Consider the following 26,208-nt stretch of genomic DNA (forward strand, 5'->3'; position numbering starts at 1 on the left):
CCGGCCGACATCCTCGGGAGTACGGATGCGCGGTCGCGCCTCCGTAAGGCGAAGGAGCGCAACGGCATGAGGGCACTGACCTGGCAGGGAAAGCGCAACGTCGCAGTCAAGGAGGTGCCCGACCCGCGCATCCAGCACCCCACGGACGCGATCGTGCGCATCACGTCGACGGCGATCTGCGGGTCCGACCTGCACCTGTACGAAGTGTTCGGGCCGTTCCTCGATGCGGGAGACATCCTCGGGCACGAGGCGATGGGCATCGTCGAAGAGGTGGGCGCCGACGTCACCACGCTCGCGCCCGGCGATCGTGTCGTGGTCCCCTTCAACATCGCGTGCGGGCACTGCTTCATGTGCCGCAACGGACTGCAGTCCCAGTGCGAGACCACGCAGGTGACCGAGTACGGGTCGGGCGCGGCGCTATTCGGCTACACCAAGCTCTACGGCCAGGTCCCGGGCGGACAGGCGGGGATGCTGCGGGTACCCCTGGCCGAATACAACACCGTCCTCGTGGGCAAAGAGCTGCCCGATGACCGGTACCTCTTCCTCAGCGACATCCTGCCCACCGCGTGGCAGGGCGTGGAGTATGCGAACCTGCCCGACAACGGCACGCTCGTGGTGCTGGGGCTCGGACCCGTCGGGCAGTTCGCCTCCCGCATCGGCGTGCACCGCGGGCACAGGGTCATCGCGATCGACTCCGTGCCGGAGCGACGCGAGATGGCGGCACGGTTCGGTGTGGAGGCCTGGGATGAGGCCGACGCCGTCGAACGGATCCGCGATGCCACCGAGGGGCGCGGCGCCGACGCCGTGATCGACGCGGTGGGCCTGGAGGCGCACGGGAGCCCCGCCGCGCAGCTCGCGCACCAGGCGATCGGGGTCCTCCCGGACGCACTCGCCCGTCCCCTGATGGAGCGGGCGGGAGTCGACCGGCTCGCCGCCCTCCACGCCTCGATCGACATGGTGCGCCGCGGCGGCACGGTGTCGATCAGTGGCGTGTATGCCGGCGACGCCGACATCCTTCCGATGAAGACGATGTTCGACAAGCAGCTGACCCTCCGGATGGGGCAGTGCAACGTCAAGCGGTGGATCGATGACCTGCTTCCACTCGTCGAGGATGCGGCCGATCCCCTGGGCACCGAGCGGCTGGTGACCCACCGGGCACCGCTCGAGGAGGCGCCCGAGCTGTACCGGACCTTTCAGCGCAAGGAGGACGGCTGCATCAAGGTCGTCCTTCATCCGTGAGCCCGGCGCGGCCCGCGATGGCGCCGCGGTGGCGTTCGCGGAGCAGGCGCGACGGGGTCGCGGCGCGGGGGAGTCGCCGGCCGGCGTAGTTCACTCCGCCTCGCGCGCGCTGGAGCACCGCCAGCCAGGCCGTGACACCGCGCTCGAGCATCCACAGCGGGACCCACAACGCGCTCGTGGGCGGGAAGACCCTCCGCCCGCCGTGCCGTCGCCGGCCGGCTTCGGCGAGGAGGACGAGCGCCGTGGCGAGGGCGGTGATTCGCAGCGGTCGGTGTCGGGCGAGGAGGACCAGGGGGAGGATCGCCAGTTCTGCGGCGAGACGGCCCGGCTGGGCGAGGCTGTCGTACGCCTGCCGAACCCGCTGGAAAAGGAAGTGGCGGGTCGACGGTGGCCGGCGGAGGACGAAGACATCGTCGCGAACCACCACGCGCCCGCCTGCGGCGCGGATGGTGCGCTCCATCTCCAGGTTCTCGAACAGCACGTCGGCGTCGTACCCGCCCGTCGCCCTCAGGGCCGATCGTCGGAGCCCGTACGTACCGGGGTAGTCGGCCCCCAGGGCCCGGTTGAGGAGCGAGCGCGCCGTGTCCCATCGCGCGTGCCAGGGCAGGGGGCGGAAATGGTTCTGCGGCTTCACCAGGTCGGCGTTCGCCAGCGCCGCCACCACCGCCGAGAGCGCGGCCGGGTCGTACCGGACGTCGTCGTCGGCAAGCACGATGCGCTCGTGCCGGGCCAGGCGCACGCCGGTGAGCACTCCGCACACCTTTCCGTTCGCACCGCTGTGATCATCCACCGGCACGTGACGGACGATGCCGGCCCAGGCGGCGGCGTGCGCCGAGAACCTCTCGGGGGCAGACCCGTCGACCACCGTGACCTCGATCGACCGGGCGAGGTCGCGCAGGTACGTGGTCAGCTCCGCCAGGCCGGCGTCATCGCTCCACTTCAGCGGGAGCACGTATTCCGCGGCCATACGCGGACCGGGCTCACTCGTCCGTGCGGAACCCTGCGGCCTTGTGGGTTCCGTCGCAGAACGGTTTGATCATCGACAGCCCGCAACGGCACAGTGCCACCGTGCGGCGCGTGCGGGGAATCGGCTCCCCGTCGGCGGTGCGCAGATCGGCGTCTCCGCGCAGCAGCAGAGGGCCGTCGGGGTAGGCCGTGATGGTCACGGGTCCCTCGTCCTTCATGCCGCAGTCCGCAGAGACGTCTCCGAGCGCGCCCAGGCGTCCATCATGTGCGCGCCCACCCATCCGTCCGCCACGAGGGACGCGGCGGCGCCGAACAGGATGTCGGAAAGCAGGTCGGGGCGGTCTTCGGCGAGGGCGCCCGCCATGTCGCGACCGGCGATCTGCTCGTGCACCGCATCGGCTTCGACGTGCTCGTCGAAGTAGTCGGTGACCTCTGCGCTGTACCCCAGCCGTCGCAGGCCGTCGGCGTACTTCTTGTTCGGAATGGAGGAGGTCATCTCGAAGGCGGCGAGGTGTCCGACGACCGCCCCGAGGAGACGCCGGTTCAGGCCGAACATCGACATCACGTTGTGCGAGGCGAGGGTCACCGCGGGCACGGAATCGATGTATGCCCCGTAGGTGTCGTCCAGGCCGGCGCCGCGCATGGATGCGGCGAACATCGTCGCGTGCACGCGGTCGGGCCGGCCGCCGCCGTACTCGTCGGCCTGGATCTCCACCAGGGCGGCCTTCGCCCGTCCGCGCAGACGCGGAATCGCCCACGAGTGCGGGTCGGCCTCGCGGAGGGTGTAGATGGAACGCTGGATGAAGAACTCCTGCGCCTGCTCGTGCGTGGCCTTCTTGAACAGGTACCGCGACAGGCTCGGACCGCTGTCGGCCGAGGTCATCTCGAAGAGCAGGCGGGCCACCGCATCCGCCGTCGGCTCCGGGGCGACCGGGACCTCCACTTCCGCGCGCAGTTGTGCCTCGAAAGCCTCCTCGAGAACCCTTCTCGTCCGCACGAGGCCGGGGTCCCACTCGAGGTCGGGGGAGAATCCGTCGATCGATCCGTAGGCGGAGGCGTACAGCGCGAACAGCGCCACCTGGATGTCATCGTCCCACGCGATGTCGTCCGCGTCTGCCACGGCCTGCATCGCCCGCTCGAGATGCTCTTCGCTGTCGGTCACGCCCGTGAGCCGACGCACAACCGCGTCGCTCAGCGGACCTCGGGCCGAGAAGGGCACGCCTACCGCGGGCAGGGCGAAATCAACGACGGACACAGATTCTCCTGATCTCCCGGGCAACGCGACACTCCACCCTGTCGCCCGAAGCCGCCGGGATGCACGCCCTTGACAACCATGTCGGGCCCAGACACGGCCTGCCGACCCGGGTGCGGGGATTGTCCACCCGCGGACACGCCACGGCAAGCCCCGTGAGGAACGCGGCGATCCAACGTTTGGTGGTCGGTAGGCGCCCACTCCGGTCGACCGGCCATCCCCTCGTCGGCGCAGCAAGGAGAATCATGTTCCTTCATCGGCACCAGGGTGCGGTCCCCGTGCCGCCGTCCACGCACCCGGGCGCTCGATTCTCCGGCACGACCGAGCCGCCCCATGCGATGGGGAAGCTTGCCGGGCGCGCCCAGGACGCGCTGCACAAGGCATGAACGCGGCTCGGGACACGGCCTACCCCGGGATGCGGAGTGCGAAGGTTCCCGCCACCCCGCTCGCGGGCCCCTACGGGCATCCCTTCCACCCGGTCGCCATCACGATTCCGATCGGGGCGTGGACGGCCAGCCTCGTCTTCGACATCATCGGGATGGTCGCCGATGACCCGGAGGCCTTCGCCATCGGGGCGCGTGTGCTCGTCCTGATCGGACTGATCGGTGCCGTGGTCGCCGCAGTACTGGGACTGCTGGACCTGTCGCGCATTCCGCGGGGAACACCGGCGCACCGCACCGGTGTCATCCACGCGCTGCTCAACACGGCGGGGATCGTCCTGTTCGCCGTCGGCCTCGTCATCCGCTTCGCGGTGGGGGATGAGATCTCCGGATGGGCGGTCGCGATCAGCGTCGTCGCCCTCGGCGCGCTGGGCGTGTCGGGGTGGCTCGGCGGGAAGCTCGCCTACCGCTGGGGCGTGCGGGTCGCCGATGAGAGCACCCAGCGCGAAGGCTACGTCGAAGCGTGACTCAGCGCCGTCGCCGTCGTCCCGCAAGGGACGCGGCGCCGGCGGCCGTCGCCACGGCCACGACCACGCGCAGTGCCGGCGAACGCCAGCCACCCGTGACGGTTCTCGGGCCCGCCTGCGGCGACTCCAGCGCGCCCAGCGTGTCGGGGGTCGGCCGCCGGCGCAGACCGAGGCCGTCCATGAGGGTGCGGATGACGCGGTCATATACTCCCGGCAGCCCGGCGGACAGCAGGATCATGGACGACTGCACGAGGCCGACGTGGACCGCGTGCCGGCCCCGCCCCCGGGACGCGCGCTCCACCGCGCGGCCTACCCGGTAGGGCGATGACACCGGTGGAAGCGGATGCGGCGCGCGGCCGGTGACGTTCGTGGCGCGCTGGTAGATGGGCGTGTCGATCGTGGCGGGAAGGACGATCCGCACGTCGATGTCCTTCGCGCCGATCAGTTCCTGCCGTAGGGAGCGGGCGAACCCCAGGAGCGCGAATTTACTGGCGACGTACGCCGACATGTACGGCGCCGCGATGCGCGAATACAGCGAGCCGACGAGCACGATGCGTCCCGAACCCTGGGCGCGGAAGACCGGCAGCACGTGCCGGACGCCGTCGACCTGGGCCACGACGTTGGTGTCGAGGATGCGCCGGAACACCTCGGTCGGCGTCTGCTCGACACTCCCGTAGGCGAGCACCCCCGACATGCCCACCCACACGTCGATGCGCCCGAACCGCGCGAGGGTGCGACGCACGACACCCTCCAGGACGGAGGGCTCGGTCGCGTCGCCGACCACCACCAGGACTTCGGCCCCGACTCCGCGGCACTGGGCAGCGGTCTCCGCGAGGCCCTCCTCGTCGCGGGCGACGAGGATCAGACGGCACCGGCGGCGGGCGAAGGTAAGGGCCGCAGCGCGCCCGATTCCTCGCGAAGCGCCGACGATCACAACGACGCGGCCTGCAGTGCGCATGGGTCCTCCCGGGCTCCCCGGAACGGTAGGTCCGACGGGCCGCGACGTTGAGAGGGTTGACAGCGGTGTCGGCTCGCGCATCGACGGCTACCAGGGCACCCCCGCTGAGGCAACCCCGTGCGTCCCGAGGCCCCAGACGCGCACAGTGTCGGGCATGGCTCGCAACCCAGACGGTGTCTTCCCCGTCGCGGACGGGGTGATCCGCATCAGCCGCGCAGCGGTGAACTGCTACCTGGTTGTCACATCCGACGGTCCGGTGCTCATCGATGCGGGGCTGCCGCGGACGTGGCCACTTCTGCGGGAGGCACTCCAGTCGCTGGGATACCGGCCCGACGACCTCGCCGCGGTGTATCTCACGCACGGGCATTTCGACCACGTCGGCATGTGCGACCGGCTGCTGCACGACCATCACGTGCCCCTGCACATCCACGAGAAGGACGTTTCTCTGGCCAGACATCCCTACCGTTACGACCACGAACGGCCGCGTTTCCCCTACCCGGTGCGCCACCCGGGGGCGGTGCCGATCCTGGCGCGGATGGTGGCCGCCGGGGCTCTGGGCGTGCACGGCGTGGACGCTCATGGCGACGTGCATCCCGGCGAGGGAGCGTCCGCGCTCGGAGGGATCGTCCCGGTGTGGTCACCGGGGCACACCTACGGCCACTGTGCGTTCTTCCTCCCCGACCGGGGGATCCTCTTCTCCGGGGATGCGCTGGTGACGTACGACCCGTATACCGGCGAGACCGGACCGCGCGTGGTGGCCCGCGCGGCGACCGCCGACGGCAGCGCCGCGTTGGCGGCCCTGAACGCGCTGGGGGCCACCGGGGCGCGGATCGTCCTTCCCGGTCATGGCGAGCCCTTCGACGCCGGAGCGCGGGAGGCGGTGTCACGCGCGCAGGCGGCGGGGCTCGCGTGAGCGCCGCCCGCCCGCGCGCCGCCGGCGGCATCACCCGGGGAGGAGGGCGAGGATCACGCCGCCGACCGCGCCCACGACGACGACCGCCCATGGCGGGCACCGCCATGCCGCAAGCAGCACGAAGCACACCAGAGCCAGCGCAAGGTCGGCCACGCCGCCGATCGCCGTTGTGAAGACGGGCGTGTACAGGGCGGCGGCGAGGATGCCGACGACCGCCGCGTTCGCGCCGCGAAGAAGAGGCGGCGCCCACCACCGCCGGCGGAGCGCGTTCCAGAACGGCATCACACCGGTGAGCAGAAGGAACCCCGGAAGGAAGATCGCCGCCGTGGCGATCACGGCGCCGCCGACGCCGCCGGGGCCGGCATCAGCGAGGGCTCCGAGGTAGGCGGCGACGGTGAACAGCGGCCCCGGGACCGCCTGGGCTGCCCCATACCCCGTGAGGAACTCGTCGGCACTCACGTGCCCGTTCTGCACCACGGCGGATTCGAGGAGGGGCAGCACCACGTGCCCGCCCCCGAAGACCAGCGCGCCCACCCGGAAGAACGCGTCGAACAGCTCGATGCCTCCCGCACGAGTGACCAGGCCCAGCACCGGCAGGCCGACCAGCAGCACGGCGAGCACGCTGAGACAGACCACGCCGACCGTTCGCGACACCGGGAATCGCAGCGCCGGCTCCTCGGATGCCGGTGCCACGGTCCGGCAGAACAGCAGTCCGGCCCCCGCGCCCAGCGCGATGGCGAGGATCTGACCCACCGATCCGCCCCACAGCAGCGCGAGCACCGCCGCACCGAGGGCGATCGTCGCGCGCTGCCGATCGGGTGTCAGCGTGCGCGCCATCGACCACACCGCGTGCGCGACGATCGCGACTGCGACGATCTTCAGCCCATCGACGGCTCCCTCGGCGACGGGCCCCTCGTAGAGGTCGGCACCGGCGGCCACCGCTCCCATGAGCACCGCGGAAGGAAGCGTGAACGCTACGAAGGCCGCGAGCGCGCCGACGGCGCCGGCGCGCAGCATCCCGACAGCGAACCCGACCTGGCTCGACGCCGGTCCGGGAAGGAACTGGCCGAGGGCCACCACATCGGCGTACTGCTCCTCGCTGAGCCACCGCCGGCGGGTGACGAACTCGTCGCGGAAGTACCCGAGGTGCGCGATCGGACCACCGAAGGACGTCACGCCGAGCTTCAGGAAAGCGCCGAACACCTCTGCCACGGGATGCCGCACGTCAGAACCCCACCAGCGACGGGTGAACGGCGCCTGAACGCGCGCACGGGCGTGCGGTCGACATGACGGAAGTCTCGCACCGCCCGCGCGGTCGTCCCGATTCGCGGGCCGCGTGGCGCGTGACTGAAGATGGGCGCATGCGGCACGTGATCGAGAGGATGCAGGCGCGCCAGGTCGCGCTTTACCTGCTGGCGATCGCCGTGGGCGCCGTGCTCGGCTGGGGGCTCCCCGCGCTGGCCGCTGCGCTCGAATACGCGATCGCTCCGGTACTGGCGGCCCTCCTGTACGTCACCTTCCTCGCCGTGCCGTTCGGGCGGGTGGCCCACGCGCTCGCCGACCTGCGGTTCCTCGCCGTCGTCCTGGTGCTCAACTTCGTCGTGGTGCCGGTGGTCGTCTTCGGGTTGAGCCGGTTCGTCGCCTCCGACCAGGCGCTGCTGGTGGGCGTGCTGCTCGTGCTCCTGACCCCCTGCGTCGATTACGTCATCGTCTTCTCCGGCCTGGCCGGCGGTGACCGCGAGCAGCTCGTCGCGGCCACGCCGCTGCTCATGGTGGCCCAGATCGCGCTGTTGCCCCTCTCGCTGCGGGTGATGGCCGGAGCGGAGGTGGCGGCGGCGATCGACGTGCGACCCCTCGTGGAGTCGTTCGTCGGGCTCATCCTGGTTCCGCTGGTGCTCGCGGTGGTCTCGCAGTCCCTGGCACGCCGCTTCGCGCGCGCCCGGCCCGTCGTCGAGGGGGCGATGGGAGCGATGGTGCCCCTGATGATGCTCACGTTCGTGGTGGTGATCGCCTCCCAGCTGGCACGCGTGGGTGCCGCTTTCCCCTCGCTGGTTGCGGTCATCCCCGTCTTCGTCGCCTTCGTCGTCGTGCTCGCCCCCGTCGGGGCGCTGTTCGCTCGGGCGGCCGGACTGGAGAGACCGGCGCGCATCGCCGTCACCTTCAGCGGTGTGACGCGGAACTCGCTCGTGGTGCTCCCGCTGGCGCTGGCTCTTCCACCGGCGCTGTCGATTGCTCCGCTGGTCGTGGTGACGCAGACCCTCGTCGAGCTGGTCGCCATGGTGACGCTGGTCGCCGTCTTTCGCGCCGGGCGGCGATCGGCGCCCTTCGCCGCATCCACGCCGGTGTGATGCGGCCGCTCGCGGAGCGGATGCGGTAGCGCGACGAGGAGGAGACACGTAGATTGCCCCGTGAGAGGTGCGCGCAGCCGGTACGAGCGATGAAGGAGGCGCCCATGGCGGACAACTCCCGCGGGGCGAACCGCGACGATCCCGTAGGCACGCTCACGACGGCCGAGTGCTGGGTCCTTCTCGAACACACCCGTCTGGGTCGCCTCGCCCTGCTCGATTCCGCAGGGGAGCCCGAGGTCTTCCCCGTCAACTTCACCAGCAGCGAAGGCTTCCTCTACATCCGCACGGCCAATGACAGCAAGCTGCGCCATCTCCGGGTACGACCGCGGGTCGCCTTCGAGGTGGACGGGAACATCGACGACACGCACTGGAGCGTGCTCGTGCGCGGGAACGCCGCGCAGGTGACCGTCGACGAGGAGATCCGTCGCAGCGGAGTCGGTCGGCTGACCTCGGCGAGCCCTGCGGCCAAGCCGTTCTACATCCGGATCGCCCCGTCAGCCATCACCGGCCGCCGATTCCGGGAGGGGGCTGCCCAGCCGTTCTCCGCCCCGCGGACGGGCCCGCTGGATCGGGGCGCCGGCGTCCCGCGGTCCACGCGCCCGAACCCGATCCCGCACCTGCCGCCGTTCGAGGAGCAGTAGCCGACCTGGTCGGGCTCAGGCCCCCGCGGTGAGCCTGCCGTGGAATCGGGTGGACGCGTCGTTCATCCCCTCGAACGTGGCCGTCTTCCCGAGGCGCTCGTACTTCGCCTGGATGGCATCCAGCGCCGCGACCGTGGACGCGTCCCACACGTGCGAACGCGACAGGTCGATGATCACCCGGTCGGGGTCGCGGGTGTAGTCGAACTGCGTCGTCAGGTCGTTGCTGGAGGCGAAGAACAGCTCGCCGTCCACGGTGTAGCGCGCGGTGGGGACGGGGTCGGCGGCGACGACGCGGGTGACGGTCGTGAAGTGCGCCACTCGCCGCGCGAACAGCAGCATCGCGGCCACCACGCCGGCGCCGACTCCGAGGGCGAGATTGTGGGTCCAGACGGTGGTCGCCACCGTCACGACCATCACGAGAGTCTCGCTCTTGGGCATGCGGCGCAGGGTGCTGGGGCGGATGCTGTGCCAGTCGAAGGTCGCGACGGAGACCACGATCATCACGGCGACCAGGGCCGCCATGGGGATGACGGCCACGACATCGCCGAAGACCAGCACCAGCACGAGCAGGAAGACCCCGGCGAGGAACGTGGAGATGCGGGTGCGCGCGCCTGACGCCTTCACGTTGATCATCGTCTGGCCGATCATCGCGCATCCCCCCATGCCGCCGAACAGTCCCGACAGGATGTTGGCGGTGCCCTGCCCGAGCGCTTCGCGCGTCTTTCGCGAGTGCGTGTCGGTGATGTCGTCGACGAGCTTCGCCGTCATCAGCGACTCGAGGAGACCGACGATCGCCATCGCTGCCGCGAAGGGCCCGATGATCCCGAGGGTCTCCCACGTCAGCGGCACCGTCGGGACGAACAGCTCGGGCAGGCTCTGAGGGAGTTCGCCCTGGTCGCCGACGGTGGGCACCGTCAGACCGAGGACGACCGCGGCGGCGGTGAGGAGCACGATCGCCACCAGCGGCGCCGGGACCACCTTGGTCACGCGGGGCATCAGGTACATGATGAGCAGCCCGATGGCGAGGAGCGGATACACCAGCCACGGCACACCGATGAGGTGGGGCACCTGCGAGGCGAAGACGAGGATCGCCAGCGCGTTGACGAACCCCACCATGACGCTGCGGGGGATGAATCGCATGAGCCGCGCGACCCCGAGCGTCGCCAGGACGATCTGGATGAGGCCGCCCAGAAGCACGGTGACGAGGAAGTAGTCGATGCCGTACTCGCGCGCCACGGGAGCGATGACCAGCGCGACGGCGCCGGTTGCGGCGGTGATCATCGCGGGGCGGCCGCCGAGGAAGGCGATGGCCACGGCCATCACGAACGAGGAGAACAGCCCGAATCGGGGATCGACCCCGGCGATGATCGAGAACGCGATCGCCTCGGGGATGAGCGCGATGGCGACGACGAGACCGGCCAGCACCTCCCGGGTGAGCAGGCGCGGGCTGCGCAGCGCCTGCCATACGGTGGGTTCGATGCGGTAGCGGGTGGCGGGATCCTGGGCGGGGACGACGGCGGTCAACGTTCTCCTGTGGTCGGCGCCGGAGCGCGGCGCACAGGCACTCTACCGGGCGGCAGAGTCTCGCCCGGCCCGCCCGCGGGCGCCGCTCACGAGACGATTTCGCCGATCAGGTTCTCCACGCGACCGCGGATGTCGTCGCGGATGCGGCGGACGGCATCGAGGTCCTGTCCGGCTGGGTCCTCCAGCACCCAGTCCTCGTACCGCTTGCCGGGGAAGATGGGGCACGCGTCGCCGCATCCCATCGTGATGACGACGTCGGACTCGCGTACGGCATCCACGGTGAGAACCGTCGGGGTGTTCCCGGCGATGTCGATGCCTTCCTCGCTCATTGCGGCCACCGCGACGGGGTTGATGGCATCCTTCGGCTCAGACCCGGCTGAGCGGACGTCGATCCGGTCGCCGGCGAGGGACTGCAGGTAGCCCGCGGCCATCTGCGACCGACCCGCATTGTGGACGCAGACGAAGAGCACGGTCGGGCGGGTCATGGCGGTAGTCCATTCGTCGAGGGCGTCAGGCGTCCGAGTCAATACTGACGGAGACAGGTGAACGCGCGATGAATGTCATCGACTCGAGGCGCGCCGGGGAGCCACGCCGGGACAGGTGAGTAGGCTCTCGCCTCAAGAACAGAAAGCCGTGGACATGCTTCAGCGGATGGTTCTCATGGGAGACGTGCTGGACACTCTCCGGGAATGCTCGACAGATGACGCCGTGACGGTCGTCGCCGAGGGCGACGTGCCGACCGGTGCGCGCACCCTCGTCATGGGAGTCGATCTTCGTGGCGTCCCCTCACGCGGGGCGGCGAAGGTCCGCCTGCGCGCGGCCGGCCGGCTCGCCGCCGCGAGGGCCGGGGAAGGCGACGCGCTGCGTCATGTGGTGATCGCAACGGCCATGGACCAGCGCATCGTGCATCACTTCGATCGTGTGGCGTCGGCGATCGCGACCCACGTGCACTCGGAGGTGGAGAGGGCCGCCGGGCGCGAGGTCGAGGTCACGCTCCTCGACGTCTCCGGGTGCGACAACGGGCGCCTGCTCCGGGACAGACTCCACGAGCGCTCCGCCGACCGCACCGGCTCCCACGGCGTGGTCGTCTTGAACTGGGACGACATCCGCTCGCGCTCGATCGCCCGCGCGGCGAACGAGCAGTACATCTGAGAGCCATCACTCGTGGGGGCCGGAGCTCTCGTCCTTCCGATGAATGAGAGAAGCGCCGCGCCCTCGGGCGCAGCGCTTCTCGATCGGCGGAGGATAGGGGATTCGAACCCCTGAGAGCTTTCACTCAACACGCTTTCCAAGCGTGCGCCATAGGCCACTAGGCGAATCCTCCTCGGCCCCGGAGGACCGCCGACCATCCTACCCGCAACCGTCAGTGCGCCCGAACCGTGGGTCAGCCGGCCGTCGCGGGCTCGGGCGGATGGGCGTAGGCGGAACCGGGGCGGATGACGAGGGAGCGGGGGAGGACGCTGGCCAGGATGCGCCGCCCGGGCACCACGCCGCTGCGCATCCCCACGCGGACGGACTCCAGGGCGGCGGCGAGCTCTTTATCGGAGCCTGAGCCTGAGCCGGATCGGGCGCGTGACGACCCGGCGTCGGCGTAGCTGGCGCGCTCGATCGCGGTCACGAGGACGCCGACCGTGGCGGCGGGGGCGCCGTGCACGTCGACGAGGCGCGAGCCGAACGCGCGCGGCGACTCCGCCCCGGGCACCGCGATGCCCAGGTCGATCGCGAGTTCCTGGACGGCCAGCCAGGCGCCGCCGGCATCCCCACCCGCGGCTGCGGCAACCGACCGGCGCCGGCGGATGTCGCGCAGGAGCCCCGGCACGGCGAGCACGGCGAGGACGAGCAGCGCGGCGCCGATCCCCGGCCACGGGTTGCTTCCGCTTGTCGTCCCGCTGCCGCCCGCGCCGGCTGTGAGGTCGTCTTGCGGGAGGGGCCCCGTTGTCGCCGGCGCCGACGGCTCGGGCGCGGGCTGCTGGGCCTCCTGAGGTGCCTGGTCGGCGGGCGTGCCGGTGCCCGGTGTGACGGCGGAGCTGAAACTGGTCGCCACTCCGAGGCTGTTGGTCGGGTCGAACGGCACCCAGCCGATCCCCTCGAAGTGCACCTCCGGCCAGGCGTGCAGCTGGCTGCTGGAGACGGTGTAGACCGTTTGTCCCTGACTGGACTCGCTCGTGTTCGAGCCGGGGAGGTACCCGACGACGATGCGGGCGGGCATCCCGAGCGTGCGCGCCATCAGCGCGAAAGCCGACGCGAAGTGGACGCAGTAGCCCTCGCGCACCTCGAGGAAGTCCGCGACGGCGTCGGATCCGGAGCCGTCGAACCCGTCCTCCACCGGCGCCTCGAGGGAGTAGGCGAACTGCGGCCCGCGGAACCAGGACTGCAGGCTCTGCAGGGCGTCGTAGTCGTTCTGCGCGGCGCCGGCGACCTCCTGCGCGGTCGCCGCGATCACCTCCGGCATCCCGTCGGGAAGCGCGAACGTCTCCTCCGGCGCGGCTCCTCCGGCCTCGCGAGAGCGGATCTGCTCGAGCGTGGGGCGCGGCAGCGCGGTCGTGACCTCGTACACCTGACCCTGGGCCGATCCGGTACGGGTGACCACGGTGCGGTTCTCGGACAGCGCACCCCACTCGCCCTCGAGACCGGACAGCGACATGGCCGGGTACGGCACAGGGAGCCACGGGGAGTTCAGTTCCCGGATCTCCACCGTGGTGCGGTACTCGGACACGTCGATGCCGGAGTCGATCTCCACTTCGGGAAGCGCCCCCTCCTCCACCAGCGGCAGAGGACGCCCCGCATCCGGCTCCCAGACCGAGCCGTCGAACTCGGAGAGGGTCACGGCGCGCAGGTACGGGGGGCTCGGAGCGGTCGAGCGCACCGACAGCACCTCCGTCTCGCGAGGCTGGCGGAGATCATCGCCGAGCTGCAGCGTGGGGTCGATGGTCGGCCCCACGCCGAAGCCGCCGGAGCCGGCGCGCGCCACGGGGGAGGGAAGCAGGGGGCCGGCCACGAGGGCGACGACCACCGCGATCGCCCCGATGGCGCTCGCGGTGGCAGTGGCGCCGCTGCGGCGGCCGGGAGCCGGTGCCAACCGGCCCGGGCGGGCCTGCTCGGCCGGGTGGCTCTGCCGGGCGCGGGTGTCCACGCGCAGCAGGAACAGGATGCTGGCGGAGAGGATGACGAAGCCCGTGAGGTTGATGTCGCCGGGCACCGCGACCGAGGGAACCAGCGAGATCGCGACCAGTCCGACCGCCGCCAGGAGCGGCATCCGCGCGGTGAGGACGACATGGTCGATCGCGAGAGCGAGCAGTCCCACGGCGCCGATCAGGATGAACGCGAGCGGTGCCCCCGCCTCCAGGGGTGCCGCGCCCGAGACGATCTCGTCGACGCCGGCCGAGACCAGGGCGGGCACCATCGCGACGGTGGCGGGCGTGGGGATGACCCACACCAGGGCCGTGGAGCGACCGAACATCGCCGTCAGAATCAGCACCCAGACCGCCGCCTCCAGCGCCGCGACGGCAACGCCGGGAAGGCGGAACCAGCGGGCCACGAGACCGGCGGCAACGACAGCGGCGGCCAGGACCGCCGCGCCGAGCACCCACGGGCCGCTTTCGATCACGCGGAGAAGCGGGATCGATGCTCCCGCCAGAGCGACGAGGACGCCGGCGGCCAGCAGGACGTCGGTCCGTCGCCGACCGGTCGGCACGGCGCGGGAGTCGGCGCGCTCGCCGCGGTGCTCAGCGGACATGGGCGGCCCCCTGGCCGAGGGCGCTTTCCCAGGCGCGCGAGAGGTCTCCGCCGGGCGCGACGGAGGAGGCGGACCATCCGAAGCCCCGCACCCGATCGATGGAATCGGCAGCCGCTCTGATGGCGAGCAGGACCGGCAGTGAGGAGTGGTGCGCGAGCGGCGCGAGCGCCTCGGCGTCTTCGGAGTCGAGCCGGCCGGTGATGAGCACGACGGGCCCCGTGAGGATGCCGGCGAACAGGGCGGGGACGTGTGCGAGATCATCGCCCTGGCGGGCGGTGAGGGTGGCCACCTGTGCGGCCAGGGCTTCGACGTCGAACACCTCGCCCCCCGCGAGCGGGTCGGACAGCTCCGTGCCGTCGGAATCCAGCAACGCCACGGTGTATCCCTCGCGGACGAGCTGCATCACGGCCGACATGGCCAGCGAGACGCCCGTCTCGAAGGCGCCGTCGTTGCCGGGCGCCCGCATCGCGCCGGTTCCCCAGCGCGAGCCGCCTCGGTCGAGCACCACGGTGGCTTCGGGGCTGGCCTCCTGCTCCTCCTGGCGCACCATGAGCGTGTCGCGGTGGGCGGTGGCGCGCCAGTGGATGCGGCGCATCGAGTCCCCCGACGCATAGGGCCGCGCGACGAGGTTGTCCGCTCCCTGCCCGAGCTGCGCGGTGGCCGCGGGGAGCATCCCGCCGGCCTCGCCGGGGGCGGTGGGCAGCGGCGACAGATCGACGATGGCGGGGGCGACGGTCACGCGGGTGCGGCCGCCGAGGACGAAGCGTCGGCGGACGAGCCCGAAGGGGTCGGTGGCGGTGATGATGAGGGGGCCGATCGAGTGGATGCCGCGGCTGCGCCCCTCGACGGTGTACCGGAGCTCGACCGCTCCGTCACCGCCACGGAGGCCCGAGACCATCGCCGGGAAGATTCCGCGGGCGCGGCCGGCGAGGCCGCGCGGCAGGGTGTCCTCCCACGTGCCGGGTGCGGTCGGCAGCGCGGAGCGCATGCCCACGCGCACGCGCACCTCGCTCGCCCGTCCGACGGCTGCCACGTCCGGCAGGAGCGAGCGGGCGACGGCCTCGGTGCGGCGCGCGACGAACAACGAGACGATGCTTCCGGCCGCCACGGCCAGCAGCAGCACCCCGAAGTACACGAGCTCTCCCAGCCCGGCTTCGTGGGCGACGACGAACGCGGCGAGCGCGAGGGCGACGGCGCCGGTGCCCCGGGCCGTCAGCGGCCACACGCGCTTCACGGCCGTCTCACGTGCGCACCGCCAGCGGGACGCGGACGGAGCCGACGATCCGCTCGAGCGCCGCTGCGATCACGTCGATCGAGGACCGGCCCCCGGCGGCGGCGCGACGGGGGATGAGGCGGTGGGCGAAGACCGGGGCGAGCAGCGCGCTCACGTCGTCGGGGATCACGAAGGAGCGTCCGTCGAGGGCTGCCCACACCTTCGCGGCGCGCACGAGCTGCAGGGTGGCGCGAGGACTCGCCCCGAGCCGCAGATCGGGGTGGGAACGGGTGGCCTGTGCGAGCGCCACGGCGTAATCCTCCACGGCGGGCGAGACGTGCACGGCGCGCGCCCACGCGATCAGCTCGGTCACGCGCGCGGCGGTCACGACCGGTCGGATCCCCTCGAGCGGGTTCACGGTGTCGCGCTGGCGCAGCATGAGGGCTTCGCTGCGCGCGTCGGGGTACCCCATGGAGATGCGCATCATGAACCGGTCGCGCTGGGCCTCCGGGAGCGCGTACGTGCCCTCCATCTCGAGAGGGTTCTGCGTCGCGACGACCAGGAAAGGGTCGGGGAGGAGGTGGGTGCGTCCGTCGACGGTCACCTGCTTCTCCTCCATGGCCTCCAGCAGGGCCGACTGCGTCTTGGGGGAGGACCGGTTGATCTCATCCGCGATCACGACGTTGGCGAAGATGGCCCCGGGCTTGAACTCGAACTCGCGGTCCACCGGGTTGAAGACCGACACGCCCGTGACGTCGCTCGGCAGGAGGTCGGGTGTGAATTGGATGCGACGCACGCCGGCGTCGATCGAGGCGGCCAATGCCCGCGCCAGCATCGTCTTGCCGACGCCCGGCACGTCTTCGATCAGCAGGTGCCCCTCGGCGAGGAGACTGACCAGCGCCGAGCGCACCGCATCCGGCTTCCCGTCGATGACGCGGGAGATGGACGCCAGGATGCTGCCGGTGAGCTGCCCGAAGTCTTCGCGGGTGAGCGCCTGGGTCGCCGGGGCGTGTGCGGTCGTCGCCGTCTCGTTCATACGGTCCCTCGGGTCGGGGCGATGGGCGCCGCCGCCCGTCGTTACCTGATCGTAACCCCGCGATCGATACCCGAGGCTGGGAGAAACCTGCCCTTGTTACGGCCGCGGGAGCGGGGCAACCCTCCGGCCGCATTGGGAGGGCGCCGGCGGACCCGGTAGAGTGATGGCGGCTCTCCGCGTGGCGGCATCCAGGCCAACTCCCCCAGGACGGAAACGTAGCAAGGGTAACCGGGCTCTGCTGGGTGCGCGGAGAGTCTTTCTTTTTTGCCGCACGCCCGGGTGCGCGGGCGCGATCGTGACGCAACCCCCCGGGCGTCGACCGCCCGCCGCGCCTAGGGTGGAACCGTGGCGCAGAGCATCTACATCACGTCGGCAGAAGGCCACTCGGGCAAGTCCACGGTCGCGCTCGGGGTGCTCGACGCGCTCAGTCACGCGACGCCGCGAGTCGGGGTGTTCCGCCCGATCGCCCGCTCCACGGCCGAGCGGGACTATGTGCTCGAGATGCTGCTGGACCATGACGGGGTCGACCTCGAGTACGACGACTGCATCGGCGTCAGCTACGACGACGTGAGGTCGGACCCGGATGCGGCGCTCGGCCGCATCGTCGAACGGTACAAGGCCGTCGAGGCCCAGTGCGACGCGGTGGTGGTGATCGGCAGTGACTTCACCGACGTGTCCAGTCCGGCCGAGCTCGGCTACAACGCGCGCATCGCCGCGAACCTCGGGGCGCCCGTTCTTCTCGTCCTCGGCGGCCGCGCGGGACAGGGGCAGGGGGAACAGCTCGGCACCAGCACGGCCCGCACGCCCGAGGAAGTCGGTCAGGCGGCATCGCTGGCCCTGGTCGAACTCGCCCACGAACGTGCGGAGTTGTTCGCCGTCGTGGTGAACCGCGCCGACCCGGAGCGGCTCGATGAGGCCGTCGCGGCGCTCCGCGACATCGTCGACACCGAAAGCGCCCGCGCCGTGCCGGGGCGGCGGGTCTCAGTGTGGGCACTGCCTGAGGATCGTTTCCTCGTCGCCCCGTCGGTGCGCGGTGTGCTGCGCTCGGTCGGCGGCGAACTCGTCAAGGGCGACCCGGCGCTGCTCACCCGGGAGGTGCTCGGTGTGGTGGTCGCCGGCATGTCGATGGTGAACGTCCTGCCGCGGCTGACGGAGTCGGCGGTCGTGGTCATCCCCGCCGATCGGGCCGAAGTGCTGCTGGCGACGCTGCTGGCCAACTCCTCCGGCACGTTCCCCTCGCTCGCCGGCATCGTGCTCAACGGCGGGTTCCCCCTGCCCGAGCCGATCGACCGGTTGATCGACGGCCTCGGGTCGTCGCTGCCGATCATCGCCACCGACCTCGGCACGTATGACACCGCCGTGCGCGTGATGAACACGCGAGGCCGCCTCGCCGCCGATTCCCAGCGTCGCTACGACACGGCGCTGGCGATCTTCGAGCGGCACGTCGACACCGCCGAGCTCACGCGCTCCCTGGGTGTCGCCCGGCCCAGCGTCGTCACGCCGCTGATGTTCGAGTACGGCCTCGTCGAACGAGCCCGCCGCGATCTCCGCCACATCGTGCTCCCGGAGGGCAACGACGACCGGGTGCTGCGCGCGGCGGCCACGGTGCTGGCCCGCGGCATCGCGGAGCTGACGATCCTCGGTGACGAGAGCGACGTGCGCGGGCGCGCGACCGAGCTCGGCATCGACCTGGCCGCCGCGCGCATCGTGAGCCCCTTCGATCCGTCTCACGTCGACCGCTTCGCGCGCGAGTACGAACGCCTCCGCGCGCATCGCGGCATGACGTACGACCGCGCCGCGGACACCGTCACCGACGTGTCGTACTTCGGAACACTCATGGTCCACCTCGGCATGGCCGACGGGATGGTCTCGGGCGCCGCGCACACCACGGCCCACACCATCCGCCCGGCGTTCGAGATCATCAAGACGCGGCCGGGCGTCTCGGTCGTCTCGAGCGTCTTCCTCATGGCGCTGGCCGATCGGGTGCTCGTGTACGGCGACTGCGCCGTCATCCCCGATCCCACGAGCGAGCAGCTCGCCGACATCGCGATCTCCTCGGCGGCGACCGCCGACCAGTTCGGCATCGATCCGCGGGTGGCGATGCTGTCGTACTCGACGGGGGAGTCGGGCAAGGGCGCCGAGGTGGAGAAGGTGCGAGCTGCCACCGCGCTCGTGCGGGAGCGCGCCCCCCGGCTGCTGGTGGAAGGGCCCATCCAGTACGACGCGGCCGCCGATGCGGCCGTTGCGCAGGCGAAGATGCCGGGGTCCGACGTCGCCGGACGGGCGACGGTGTTCATCTTCCCCGACCTGAACACCGGCAACAACACCTACAAGGCGGTGCAGCGCTCGGCCGGGGCTGTCGCCATCGGGCCGGTGCTGCAGGGCCTCAACAAGCCGATCAACGACCTCTCGCGCGGCGCGCTCGTCGATGACATCGTCAACACCATCGCCATCACCGCGATCCAGGCTCAGGGCGGCTCCTCCGACCTCCTCGACCCGCGTGGGACGGGGGAGGGGGACGCATGACCGCGGTGCTCGTGATCAACTCCGGTTCGTCGTCGTTCAAGTATCAGCTCCTGGACACCGAGACCGAGGAGGTGCTGGCGACCGGACTCGTCGAGCGCATCGGCCAGGCATCCGGGGCTGCGCGGCACACGGTCGCCTCCGCCGCCCTGACGGCGGGGGCGGAGGAGCCCGCCCTGACGGTGACGGATGCGACGTTCAGGATCGAGCGGGAGATCCCCGATCACACCGTGGGTTTCCAGGTGATGCTCGACGCGTTCGCGGCGCACGGCCCCTCGCTCCGGGAGCATCCGCCCGTCGCGGTCGGGCACCGTGTCGTGCACGGCGGCGCCCGCTTCTACGAGCCGACCCTGATCACGCGCCTCGTCGAGATCAACATCGCCGATCTCGGGGTCCTCGCGCCGCTCCACAACCCCGCCAACCTCGCCGGCATCGTCGCGGCGCGCACGGCCTTTCCCGACGTGCCGCATGTTGCCGTCTTCGATACCGCCTTCCACCAGACCCTCTCCCCGGCCGCCTACACCTATGCCATCGACGCCGACCTCGCGCGGGCGCACCGCATCCGCCGGTACGGCTTCCACGGGACCAGCCACCAGTTCGTCAGCGCGGCCGCCGCGGCCTTCCTCGGCCGGCCGCTGGACGAGCTCAAGCAGATCGTCTTCCACCTCGGGAACGGCGCGTCGGTGACCGCGATCGACGGCGGCCGCTCGATCGACACGTCGATGGGCCTCACCCCCCTGGAAGGCCTCGTCATGGGCACGCGCTCGGGCGACCTCGACCCCGCCGTGCTCCTGCACCTCGCCCGCCGCGCCGACATGTCCATCGCCGACCTGGACGACCTGCTGAACAAGCGCTCGGGGCTGCTCGGACTCGCCGGCGTCAGCGACATGCGCGACATCCGCGCGGGCGTCGACGCGGGCGATCCGCAGATCACCCTCGCGTGGGACGTCTACGTCCACCGCCTCCGCGCGTATGCGGGCGCCTACCTCGCCGAGCTGGGCGGGGTGGATGTCATCTCGTTCACGGCGGGGGTGGGGGAGAACACCCCGGAGGTGCGTGCGGAGTCGCTCGCCACCCTCGGGTTCGCCGGTATCGAGATCGACCCCGACCGCAACGCGGCGCGGCAGCGCGGCATCCGCGTGATCTCCACGGATGCGTCGGCGGTGACCGTTCTCGTCGTGCCGACGAACGAAGAACTCGAGATCGCCCGGCAGACGCTGCAGGTCGCGGGGCTCTGACCGGCCGCCGCCGGCCCCGCAAGCCGCCGCGCCCTCGTGTGTCCGGGCGAACTACGCTGAATCCGTGCCCGACGGAACCCACGCCCCCTTGCCCGATCTCACCGCCTACGACGCCGTCCTGTTCGACCTCGATGGTGTGCTGACCCCCACCGCGGAGGTGCACATGCACGCGTGGCGGACGATGTTCGAGCAGCTGTTCGCGCAGTGGAACATCCAGCCGGCCTACACCGACCGCGACTACTTCGAGTATCTCGACGGAAAGAAGCGATACGACGGGGTGGCCGGTCTCCTCCGCAGCCGCGACGTCGAGGTGCCGTGGGGAGAGCCGTCCGACCCCCCAGAGGCCGACACCGTCTGCGGCATCGGCAATCGCAAGAACCTCGTCTTCGCCTCGGTGCTGCGCGCGGAGGGCATCGCGCCCTATCCGGGGTCGGTCCGGCTGATCGACAAGCTCCAGGCCGCCGGCGTGCCCATCGCGGTGGTCTCCAGCTCCAAGAACGCCGAAGAGGTTCTCGCGGCCGCCGGAATCCGCGACCGCTTCCCCGTCGTCATGGACGGCGTGATCGCCGAGCGCGACCACCTCGCGTCCAAGCCGGCCCCCGACGTCTTCGTCGAAGCGGCCCGGATGCTGGGGGTCGACCCGTCGCGGTCGGTCGCCATCGAAGATGCCCTCAGCGGGGTGCAATCGGCCGCGGCGGGCGGCTTCGCCGTCGTCGTCGGGGTCGACCGCGGCGCCGGGGGAGAGGAACTTTCCGACGCCGGGGCCACCGTCGTCGTCCAGGACCTCTCCGCGTTCGTAGACTGACATTGAGGCATCCCGATTCCTCCGCAGTGGAAGGCCGTAAATGATCGATCGAGGTCGGTTTCCCGTCGATGAGTGGCAGCTCATCGAGACCGAGGGGTCTCTCGACGACGCCGGCGTGACCGAGACGCTGTTCTCCGTGGGGAACGGCTACCTGGGACTGCGCGGAAACCATCCGGAGGGCCGGTTCGCGCAGGAGCAGGGAACCTTCATCAACGGCTTCCACGAGATCTTCCCGATCCGTCACGCCGAGCAGGCCTACGGGTTCGCCGAGGTCGGGCAGACGATCATCAACGCGCCGGACGCGAAGGTGATCCGCGTGTACGTGGACGACGAGCCGCTGTCCTTCGATGTCGCGGACGTGCGCGAGTACGAGCGAGTCCTCGACATGCGCGAGGGCGTGCTGCGTCGGCGCGTGCAGTGGGTCACCCCGTCGGGGAAGCACGTCGAGCTCGAGGACGAGCGTCTCGTGTCCTTCGAGGAGAAGCACCTCGCGGTGATGAGACTGACCGTCACGGTGCTCAACGCCGACGCTCCGGTGACGATCAGCTCGCAGCTCATCAACCGGCAGGACGGCGAGGGCATCTACGGCGGATCCCCCATGGCGGGGAAGAAGAGCCGGTCCGGGTTCGATCCTCGCAAGACCGAGAAGCTGCAGGAGCGGGTGCTCCAGCCGCAGGAGTACTGGCAGGACGGTGACCGCTCGGCGCTGACCTATCGCGTGAGCGAGTCGGGCATGACCCTGGCCGTCATCGCCGACAACATCCTCGAGACCGAGAACGACTACACCGCGCGCCGACTCATCGAGCCCGACATCGCCAAGAACGTCTTCCGCGTCGAGGCGCGCGCGGGGGTCCCCACGACCCTGACCAAACTCGTCAGCTATCACACCTCGCGGGGCGTCCCCACGGGCGAGCTCCTGGACCGGTGCCGCCGCGGTCTCGACCGCGCCGAAGCGCTCGGCGTCGACGAGCTCTTCAGGCGTCAGCGCGCATGGCTCGACGCGTTCTGGGAGCGCTCCGACGTCCGCATCGAGGGGCACCCCGACCTCCAGCAGGCGACCCGCTGGTGCCTGTTCCAGCTCGCTCAGGCGACGGCGCGTGCCGATGGGCAGGGCGTGCCCGCGAAGGGCGTGACCGGCTCGGGCTATTCCGGCCACTACTTCTGGGACACCGAGATCTACGTCCTGCCGTTCCTGGCGTACACGACGCCGCTGTGGGCGCGGAACGCGATCCGGATGCGGTACCTGATGCTGCCGGCGGCCCGCAAGCGCGCACACCAGCTGAACGAGGCCGGGGCGCTCTTCCCGTGGCGCACGATCAACGGCGAGGAGGCGTCGGCGTACTATGCCGCCGGCACCGCCCAGTACCACATCAACGCCGACGTGAGCTTCGCGGTGGCCAAGTACGTGCGCGCCACCGGCGACGTGGACTTCCTCGATTCCGAGGGCGTGGACATCGCCGTCGACACCGCGCGGCTGTGGGCCACCCTCGGCTTCTGGCGGTCGGGAGACGGCGTCATCGACGGCGAGGGGGAGACGTTCCACATCCACGGCGTCACCGGCCCCGACGAGTACACCACGGTCGTCAACGACAACCTGTTCACGAACGTCATGGCCCGCTTCAACCTCCGCTTCGCCGCGCGCACGGTGCGGGAGATGGAGGAGGCCGACCACGACGCCTACCTGAAGATGGTCGAGCGGATGAACCTCGACCCCTCGGAGCCGGAGATGTGGGAGCGGGCCGCCGAGGCCATGCACATCCCCTACAGCGAGGCCCTCGGCATCCACCCGCAGGATGCGGTGTTCCTGGAGAAGGAGATCTGGGACCTCGAGCACACCCCGGCCGATCAGCGTCCCCTGCTGCTGCACTTCCACCCGCTCGTGATCTACCGGTACCAGGTGCTCAAGCAGGCCGACGTCGTGCTGGCCCTGTTCCTGCAGGGCAACCACTTCACCGACGATGAGAAACTCGCCGACTTCGAGTACTACGACCCCCTGACCACCGGCGACTCGACCCTGTCCGCGGTGGTGCAGTCGATCCTCGCCGCGGAGGTCGGCTACCAGAACCTCGCGCTGGAGTACTTCCGCGACGCCCTGTTCGTCGACCTCGGCGATCTGCACCACAATGCCGCCGACGGCGTGCACGTCGCCTCCGCCGGTGGCGTGTGGACCGCGCTGGTGTCGGGCTTCGGTGGCATGCGCGACCATTTCGGCGAGCTCACGTTCGACCCGCGCCTCCCGGCGGAGTGGCCGTCGCTGGCGTACGTGCTGCACTGGCACGGTACGCGGCTGGATATCACCCTCACCCGCGATCTCCTCACGATCGAGGCGGGCGACGGCGACCCCGTCCAGTTCTCCGTCCGCGGCGTCGGGTACACCGTCCACGGCGGCGGACGCGTCGAGGTGCCGCTGCTCGGGCAGGGTCCGGTCATCCCGGGCAAGCCCTCCCTGCGACAGTTCGCCGACGCCCGTCGTGAGGATGGCACGTTCCTGTCGGTCTCCGTCCCGACCGTGACGGCCACGATCCCGGTGGTGGGCGACGATATGCAGGACATGCAGGTCCAGTCCCTCGGGGTCGACAGCTGAGCCGGACCTCGGGCGTGAGTCGGCTGCGTCGGCGCAGCCGTCTCGTCCACCTGGGGAACGGCGGGCGGGATGTCTGCGGCACACCGTAGGCTGGTTGCGTGACGACCGCCCTGTACCGCCGCTACCGCCCTGAGGCGTTCGGCGAGATGATCGGGCAGTCCCAGGTGACCGAGCCGCTGATGACGGCACTGCGCAGTGATCGCGTCGGCCACGCGTACCTCTTCTCCGGTCCGCGAGGCTGCGGCAAGACCACCTCCGCGCGCATCCTCGCCCGGTGCCTCAACTGCGCCGCGGGCCCCACCGACACCCCGTGCGGCACGTGCGACAGCTGCGTGGAGCTCGGCCGCGGCGGCGGCGGCTCGCTGGACGTCGTGGAGATCGATGCCGCCAGCCACAACGGCGTCGACGACGCGCGCGACCTGCGGGAACGCGCGATCTTCGCCCCGGCCCGCGATCGCTTCAAGATCTTCATCCTCGACGAGGCCCACATGGTCACGCAGCAGGGTTTCAACGCGCTGCTGAAGCTGGTCGAGGAGCCGCCCGATCACGTCAAGTTCATCTTCGCCACGACCGAGCCGGAGAAGGTGCTCGGCACCATCCGATCGCGCACGCACCACTACCCCTTCCGTCTCGTGCCGCCCGCCGCCATGCTCGAGTACGTCCAGGAGCTGTGCGAGACCGAGGGCGTGGCGGTGGAACCGGGCGTGCTTCCGCTCGTGGTGCGCGCCGGCGGCGGATCGCCCCGCGACACCCTCTCGCTGCTCGACCAGCTCATCGCCGGCTCCGACCCGTCGGCCGATTCCGGGCTCGTGACGGTCCGCTACGAGCGCGCCGTGGCGCTGCTGGGATACACGCACGCGGAACTGCTCGACGAGGTCGTCGACGCGTTCGGCTCGGCGGATGCGGCGGCGGCCTTCACCGCCGTGGACCGCGTCGTGCAGACCGGCCAGGACCCACGCCGATTCGTCGACGACCTGCTCGAGCGGCTCCGCGACCTCATCGTCATCGCGGCGACGGGGCAGGGTGCCTCGGCGGTGCTGCGCGGAGTGCCGGCGGAGGAGCTCGAGCGCATGGGACGCCAGGCCGCCGTGTTCGGCGCCGACCGTCTGTCGCGAACGGCCGATCTCGTCGTCGCGGCGCTGGATGAGATGACCGGAGCGACATCGCCGCGTCTCCAGCTCGAGCTGCTCGTCGCGCGGGTTCTCGCGCGCACGTCGCGCGGCGCCGCTGCGCCGGCACCGGCCGGCCCCGTTGCGGCCGCTCCGCCGGCTCCGGCCGCTCCGCCGGCACCTGCCGCTGCGCCGGCTCCGGCCGCTGCCCCGGCTCGCGCTGCCGCCCCGGTCGCTCCCGCTCCCGCCACCGGCTCCGTTGCTGAGCGGGGAGCGCGCGACGACGAGCCCGCCGCCGCGCAGCCGCGGGTCGCTGCCGAGCCGCCGCAGCGCGACGAGACGGCCGCGCCTCCCGCCGACCCGCCCATCCCCATCGCCGAGCCCGCCGGGCCACCGGCGGAGGCCGAGGCGGAGTTCGCGCCGCCCGCCGCGGCCGGCCCCTTCACCGCCCAGCGCATGCGCGACGCCTGGCCGGAGGTGCTCGGCCGGCTCGAGACCCTCAGCCGATCGTCCTGGCTGCTCGCCTCCGGCGCGCGGGTGATCGACCTGGATGACGATGTGCTCACCCTCTCGTTCGCGAGTCAGAGCGACCTGTCGGCGTTCAAGAAGAGGGCGGCCGGTAACGGCCCGAGCGAAGACCTGCGGCAGGCGATCCTCGGCGTCCTGGGCATCCGGGTGAAGTTCCTCGCCAAGCACGACGGCGACGGCCCGGGCGGCAGCGCGCCGCCGGCGCCCGAGTCCGCGCCGCCGCCCGAGTCCGCACCGCCGGAGCGGCCCGCGCGGCGCCCCACCGCGGCATCCACCGCCCCGGTGACCGAATGGGCCGTGGCGCCCATTCCGTCCACCCCGCCGGACGATTTCGACGCACCGCCTCCGCCCCCCGAGGCGCGGGGCGCGGTGGCGCAGTTCCCCGTCGACGACGAACCCGAAGACGCCGCGCCCGCCGCGCGGGCGGTCGCGACTCTCTCCCGGGTCCGCGAGGGCGATGTGCTGCCCGACGGCGACCCCGGCGAGGCCCCGCCCGAGGACGAGCCCGAAGACCTGCCCGCTCCAGAAGACCTCCGCGACGCCCCCGTTCCGCCGGTCGTGGCCCCGCGCATCGCGCCGCCGGCGCGCCCGGGCGTGCAGCGCTACGGCGAAGCGGTGGTCCGGCAGGTGCTCGGTGCGAACTTCGTCCGGGAAGAACCCCACCAGGCGCCGACGAGGTTCAACTGAC

Annotated in this window: 21 protein-coding genes, 1 tRNA gene and 1 other RNA gene; 12 read left to right on the forward strand and 11 right to left on the reverse strand. The window is 71.3% G+C overall.

The window, feature by feature from the left end; all coding sequences use genetic code 11:
• The first annotated feature begins 66 nt into the window (after positions 1 to 66).
• A complete protein-coding gene (locus AC2DFQ_RS07135; protein ID WP_484533410.1) occupies positions 67 to 1,239 on the forward strand; it encodes a zinc-dependent alcohol dehydrogenase in 1,173 nt (390 codons plus the stop codon).
• Here the strand turns inward: AC2DFQ_RS07135 and AC2DFQ_RS07140 are convergent.
• From AC2DFQ_RS07140 to AC2DFQ_RS07150, 3 genes are read right to left on the reverse strand one after another with little or no spacing between them, the layout of a single operon-like run.
• Entirely contained in the window at positions 1,217 to 2,206 is a 990-nt protein-coding gene (locus tag AC2DFQ_RS07140; protein ID WP_484533411.1) for a glycosyltransferase family 2 protein, read from the reverse strand. The two genes, AC2DFQ_RS07135 and AC2DFQ_RS07140, sit on opposite strands and share 23 nt — an antisense overlap.
• Before the next feature lie 13 nt (positions 2,207 to 2,219).
• Entirely contained in the window at positions 2,220 to 2,405 is a 186-nt protein-coding gene (locus AC2DFQ_RS07145; RefSeq protein WP_484508499.1) for a CDGSH iron-sulfur domain-containing protein, read from the reverse strand.
• A 14-nt stretch (positions 2,406 to 2,419) separates the two neighbouring features.
• Complete coding sequence (locus AC2DFQ_RS07150) at positions 2,420 to 3,367, reverse strand: iron-containing redox enzyme family protein (RefSeq protein ID WP_484533412.1); 948 nt, start codon at positions 3,365 to 3,367, stop codon at positions 2,420 to 2,422.
• Between the two features lie 472 nt (positions 3,368 to 3,839).
• Here AC2DFQ_RS07150 and AC2DFQ_RS07155 point away from each other — a divergent pair, with 472 nt between their 5' ends.
• On the forward strand, positions 3,840 to 4,364 hold the full coding sequence (locus tag AC2DFQ_RS07155) for a DUF2231 domain-containing protein (RefSeq protein WP_484533413.1): 525 nt from the start codon (positions 3,840 to 3,842) through the stop codon (positions 4,362 to 4,364).
• A gap of 1 nt (position 4,365) precedes the next feature.
• Here the strand turns inward: AC2DFQ_RS07155 and AC2DFQ_RS07160 are convergent, their stop codons facing one another.
• Positions 4,366 to 5,322 carry an SDR family NAD(P)-dependent oxidoreductase gene (locus tag AC2DFQ_RS07160; RefSeq protein WP_484533414.1) on the reverse strand — a complete coding sequence of 319 codons (957 nt, stop codon included), beginning with the start codon at positions 5,320 to 5,322 and terminating at the stop codon, positions 4,366 to 4,368.
• Between the two features lie 154 nt (positions 5,323 to 5,476).
• Between AC2DFQ_RS07160 and AC2DFQ_RS07165 the strand changes: the two genes are divergently transcribed.
• Entirely contained in the window at positions 5,477 to 6,235 is a 759-nt protein-coding gene (locus AC2DFQ_RS07165) for an MBL fold metallo-hydrolase (protein ID WP_484508503.1), read from the forward strand.
• Between the two features lie 30 nt (positions 6,236 to 6,265).
• On the opposite strand, the gene chrA is transcribed toward AC2DFQ_RS07165, so the two are convergent.
• A complete protein-coding gene (chrA, locus tag AC2DFQ_RS07170) occupies positions 6,266 to 7,459 on the reverse strand; it encodes a chromate efflux transporter (protein ID WP_484533415.1) in 1,194 nt (397 codons plus the stop codon).
• Between the two features lie 137 nt (positions 7,460 to 7,596).
• On the opposite strand from chrA, the gene AC2DFQ_RS07175 reads away from it, so the two are divergent.
• Entirely contained in the window at positions 7,597 to 8,583 is a 987-nt protein-coding gene (locus AC2DFQ_RS07175; protein WP_484508505.1) for an arsenic resistance protein, read from the forward strand.
• Positions 8,584 to 8,687: 104 nt separating this feature from the next.
• A complete protein-coding gene (locus AC2DFQ_RS07180) occupies positions 8,688 to 9,224 on the forward strand; it encodes a pyridoxamine 5'-phosphate oxidase family protein (protein WP_484508506.1) in 537 nt (178 codons plus the stop codon).
• A gap of 15 nt (positions 9,225 to 9,239) precedes the next feature.
• Here the strand turns inward: AC2DFQ_RS07180 and AC2DFQ_RS07185 are convergent, their stop codons facing one another.
• Entirely contained in the window at positions 9,240 to 10,748 is a 1,509-nt protein-coding gene (locus AC2DFQ_RS07185) for a SulP family inorganic anion transporter (protein WP_484533416.1), read from the reverse strand.
• Positions 10,749 to 10,834: 86 nt separating this feature from the next.
• Complete coding sequence (locus AC2DFQ_RS07190; protein WP_484533417.1) at positions 10,835 to 11,233, reverse strand: arsenate reductase ArsC; 399 nt, start codon at positions 11,231 to 11,233, stop codon at positions 10,835 to 10,837.
• 148 nt (positions 11,234 to 11,381) lie between these two features.
• Here AC2DFQ_RS07190 and AC2DFQ_RS07195 point away from each other — a divergent pair, with 148 nt between their 5' ends.
• Complete coding sequence (locus AC2DFQ_RS07195; RefSeq protein WP_484533418.1) at positions 11,382 to 11,900, forward strand: hypothetical protein; 519 nt, start codon at positions 11,382 to 11,384, stop codon at positions 11,898 to 11,900.
• An 87-nt stretch (positions 11,901 to 11,987) separates the two neighbouring features.
• On the opposite strand, the gene AC2DFQ_RS07200 is transcribed toward AC2DFQ_RS07195, so the two are convergent.
• The 4 genes from AC2DFQ_RS07200 to AC2DFQ_RS07215 all read right to left on the reverse strand — a co-directional run bounded on the left by AC2DFQ_RS07200 (position 11,988) and on the right by AC2DFQ_RS07215 (position 16,733).
• Positions 11,988 to 12,072, reverse strand: a tRNA-Ser gene (locus AC2DFQ_RS07200).
• Between the two features lie 60 nt (positions 12,073 to 12,132).
• Positions 12,133 to 14,484: a transglutaminase TgpA family protein gene (locus AC2DFQ_RS07205; protein ID WP_484533419.1), complete on the reverse strand. Its 2,352-nt coding sequence runs from the start codon at positions 14,482 to 14,484 to the stop codon at positions 12,133 to 12,135.
• Entirely contained in the window at positions 14,474 to 15,718 is a 1,245-nt protein-coding gene (locus AC2DFQ_RS07210; protein ID WP_484533420.1) for a DUF58 domain-containing protein, read from the reverse strand. Before AC2DFQ_RS07210 ends, AC2DFQ_RS07205 begins: the two co-directional genes overlap by 11 nt.
• A gap of 7 nt (positions 15,719 to 15,725) precedes the next feature.
• The gene (locus tag AC2DFQ_RS07215; protein ID WP_484508512.1) at positions 15,726 to 16,733 is read right to left on the reverse strand and encodes an AAA family ATPase; all 1,008 of its coding nucleotides are present in this window, start codon (positions 16,731 to 16,733) and stop codon (positions 15,726 to 15,728) included.
• Positions 16,734 to 16,898: 165 nt separating this feature from the next.
• Here AC2DFQ_RS07215 and ffs point away from each other — a divergent pair.
• The 6 genes from ffs to AC2DFQ_RS07245 all read left to right on the forward strand — a co-directional run bounded on the left by ffs (position 16,899) and on the right by AC2DFQ_RS07245 (position 26,207).
• Positions 16,899 to 16,995, forward strand: an RNA gene (gene ffs / locus AC2DFQ_RS07220) — signal recognition particle sRNA small type.
• A gap of 83 nt (positions 16,996 to 17,078) precedes the next feature.
• Entirely contained in the window at positions 17,079 to 19,259 is a 2,181-nt protein-coding gene (gene pta, locus AC2DFQ_RS07225) for a phosphate acetyltransferase (protein ID WP_484533421.1), read from the forward strand.
• Positions 19,256 to 20,494 (forward strand): acetate/propionate family kinase, encoded by a 1,239-nt coding sequence (locus AC2DFQ_RS07230; RefSeq protein ID WP_484533422.1) that lies wholly within the window; start codon positions 19,256 to 19,258, stop codon positions 20,492 to 20,494. The genes pta and AC2DFQ_RS07230 overlap by 4 nt, the downstream gene beginning before the upstream one ends.
• A gap of 64 nt (positions 20,495 to 20,558) precedes the next feature.
• Entirely contained in the window at positions 20,559 to 21,299 is a 741-nt protein-coding gene (locus AC2DFQ_RS07235) for an HAD family hydrolase (protein ID WP_484508515.1), read from the forward strand.
• 40 nt (positions 21,300 to 21,339) lie between these two features.
• Positions 21,340 to 23,883, forward strand: coding sequence for a glycoside hydrolase family 65 protein (locus AC2DFQ_RS07240; RefSeq protein WP_484533423.1), 2,544 nt, complete (start codon positions 21,340 to 21,342; stop codon positions 23,881 to 23,883).
• Positions 23,884 to 23,981: 98 nt separating this feature from the next.
• The gene (locus AC2DFQ_RS07245; RefSeq protein WP_484533424.1) at positions 23,982 to 26,207 is read left to right on the forward strand and encodes a DNA polymerase III subunit gamma and tau; all 2,226 of its coding nucleotides are present in this window, start codon (positions 23,982 to 23,984) and stop codon (positions 26,205 to 26,207) included.
• Position 26,208 lies beyond the last annotated feature (1 nt).

Source organism: Microbacterium sp. Z11_20, from assembly GCF_057197605.1.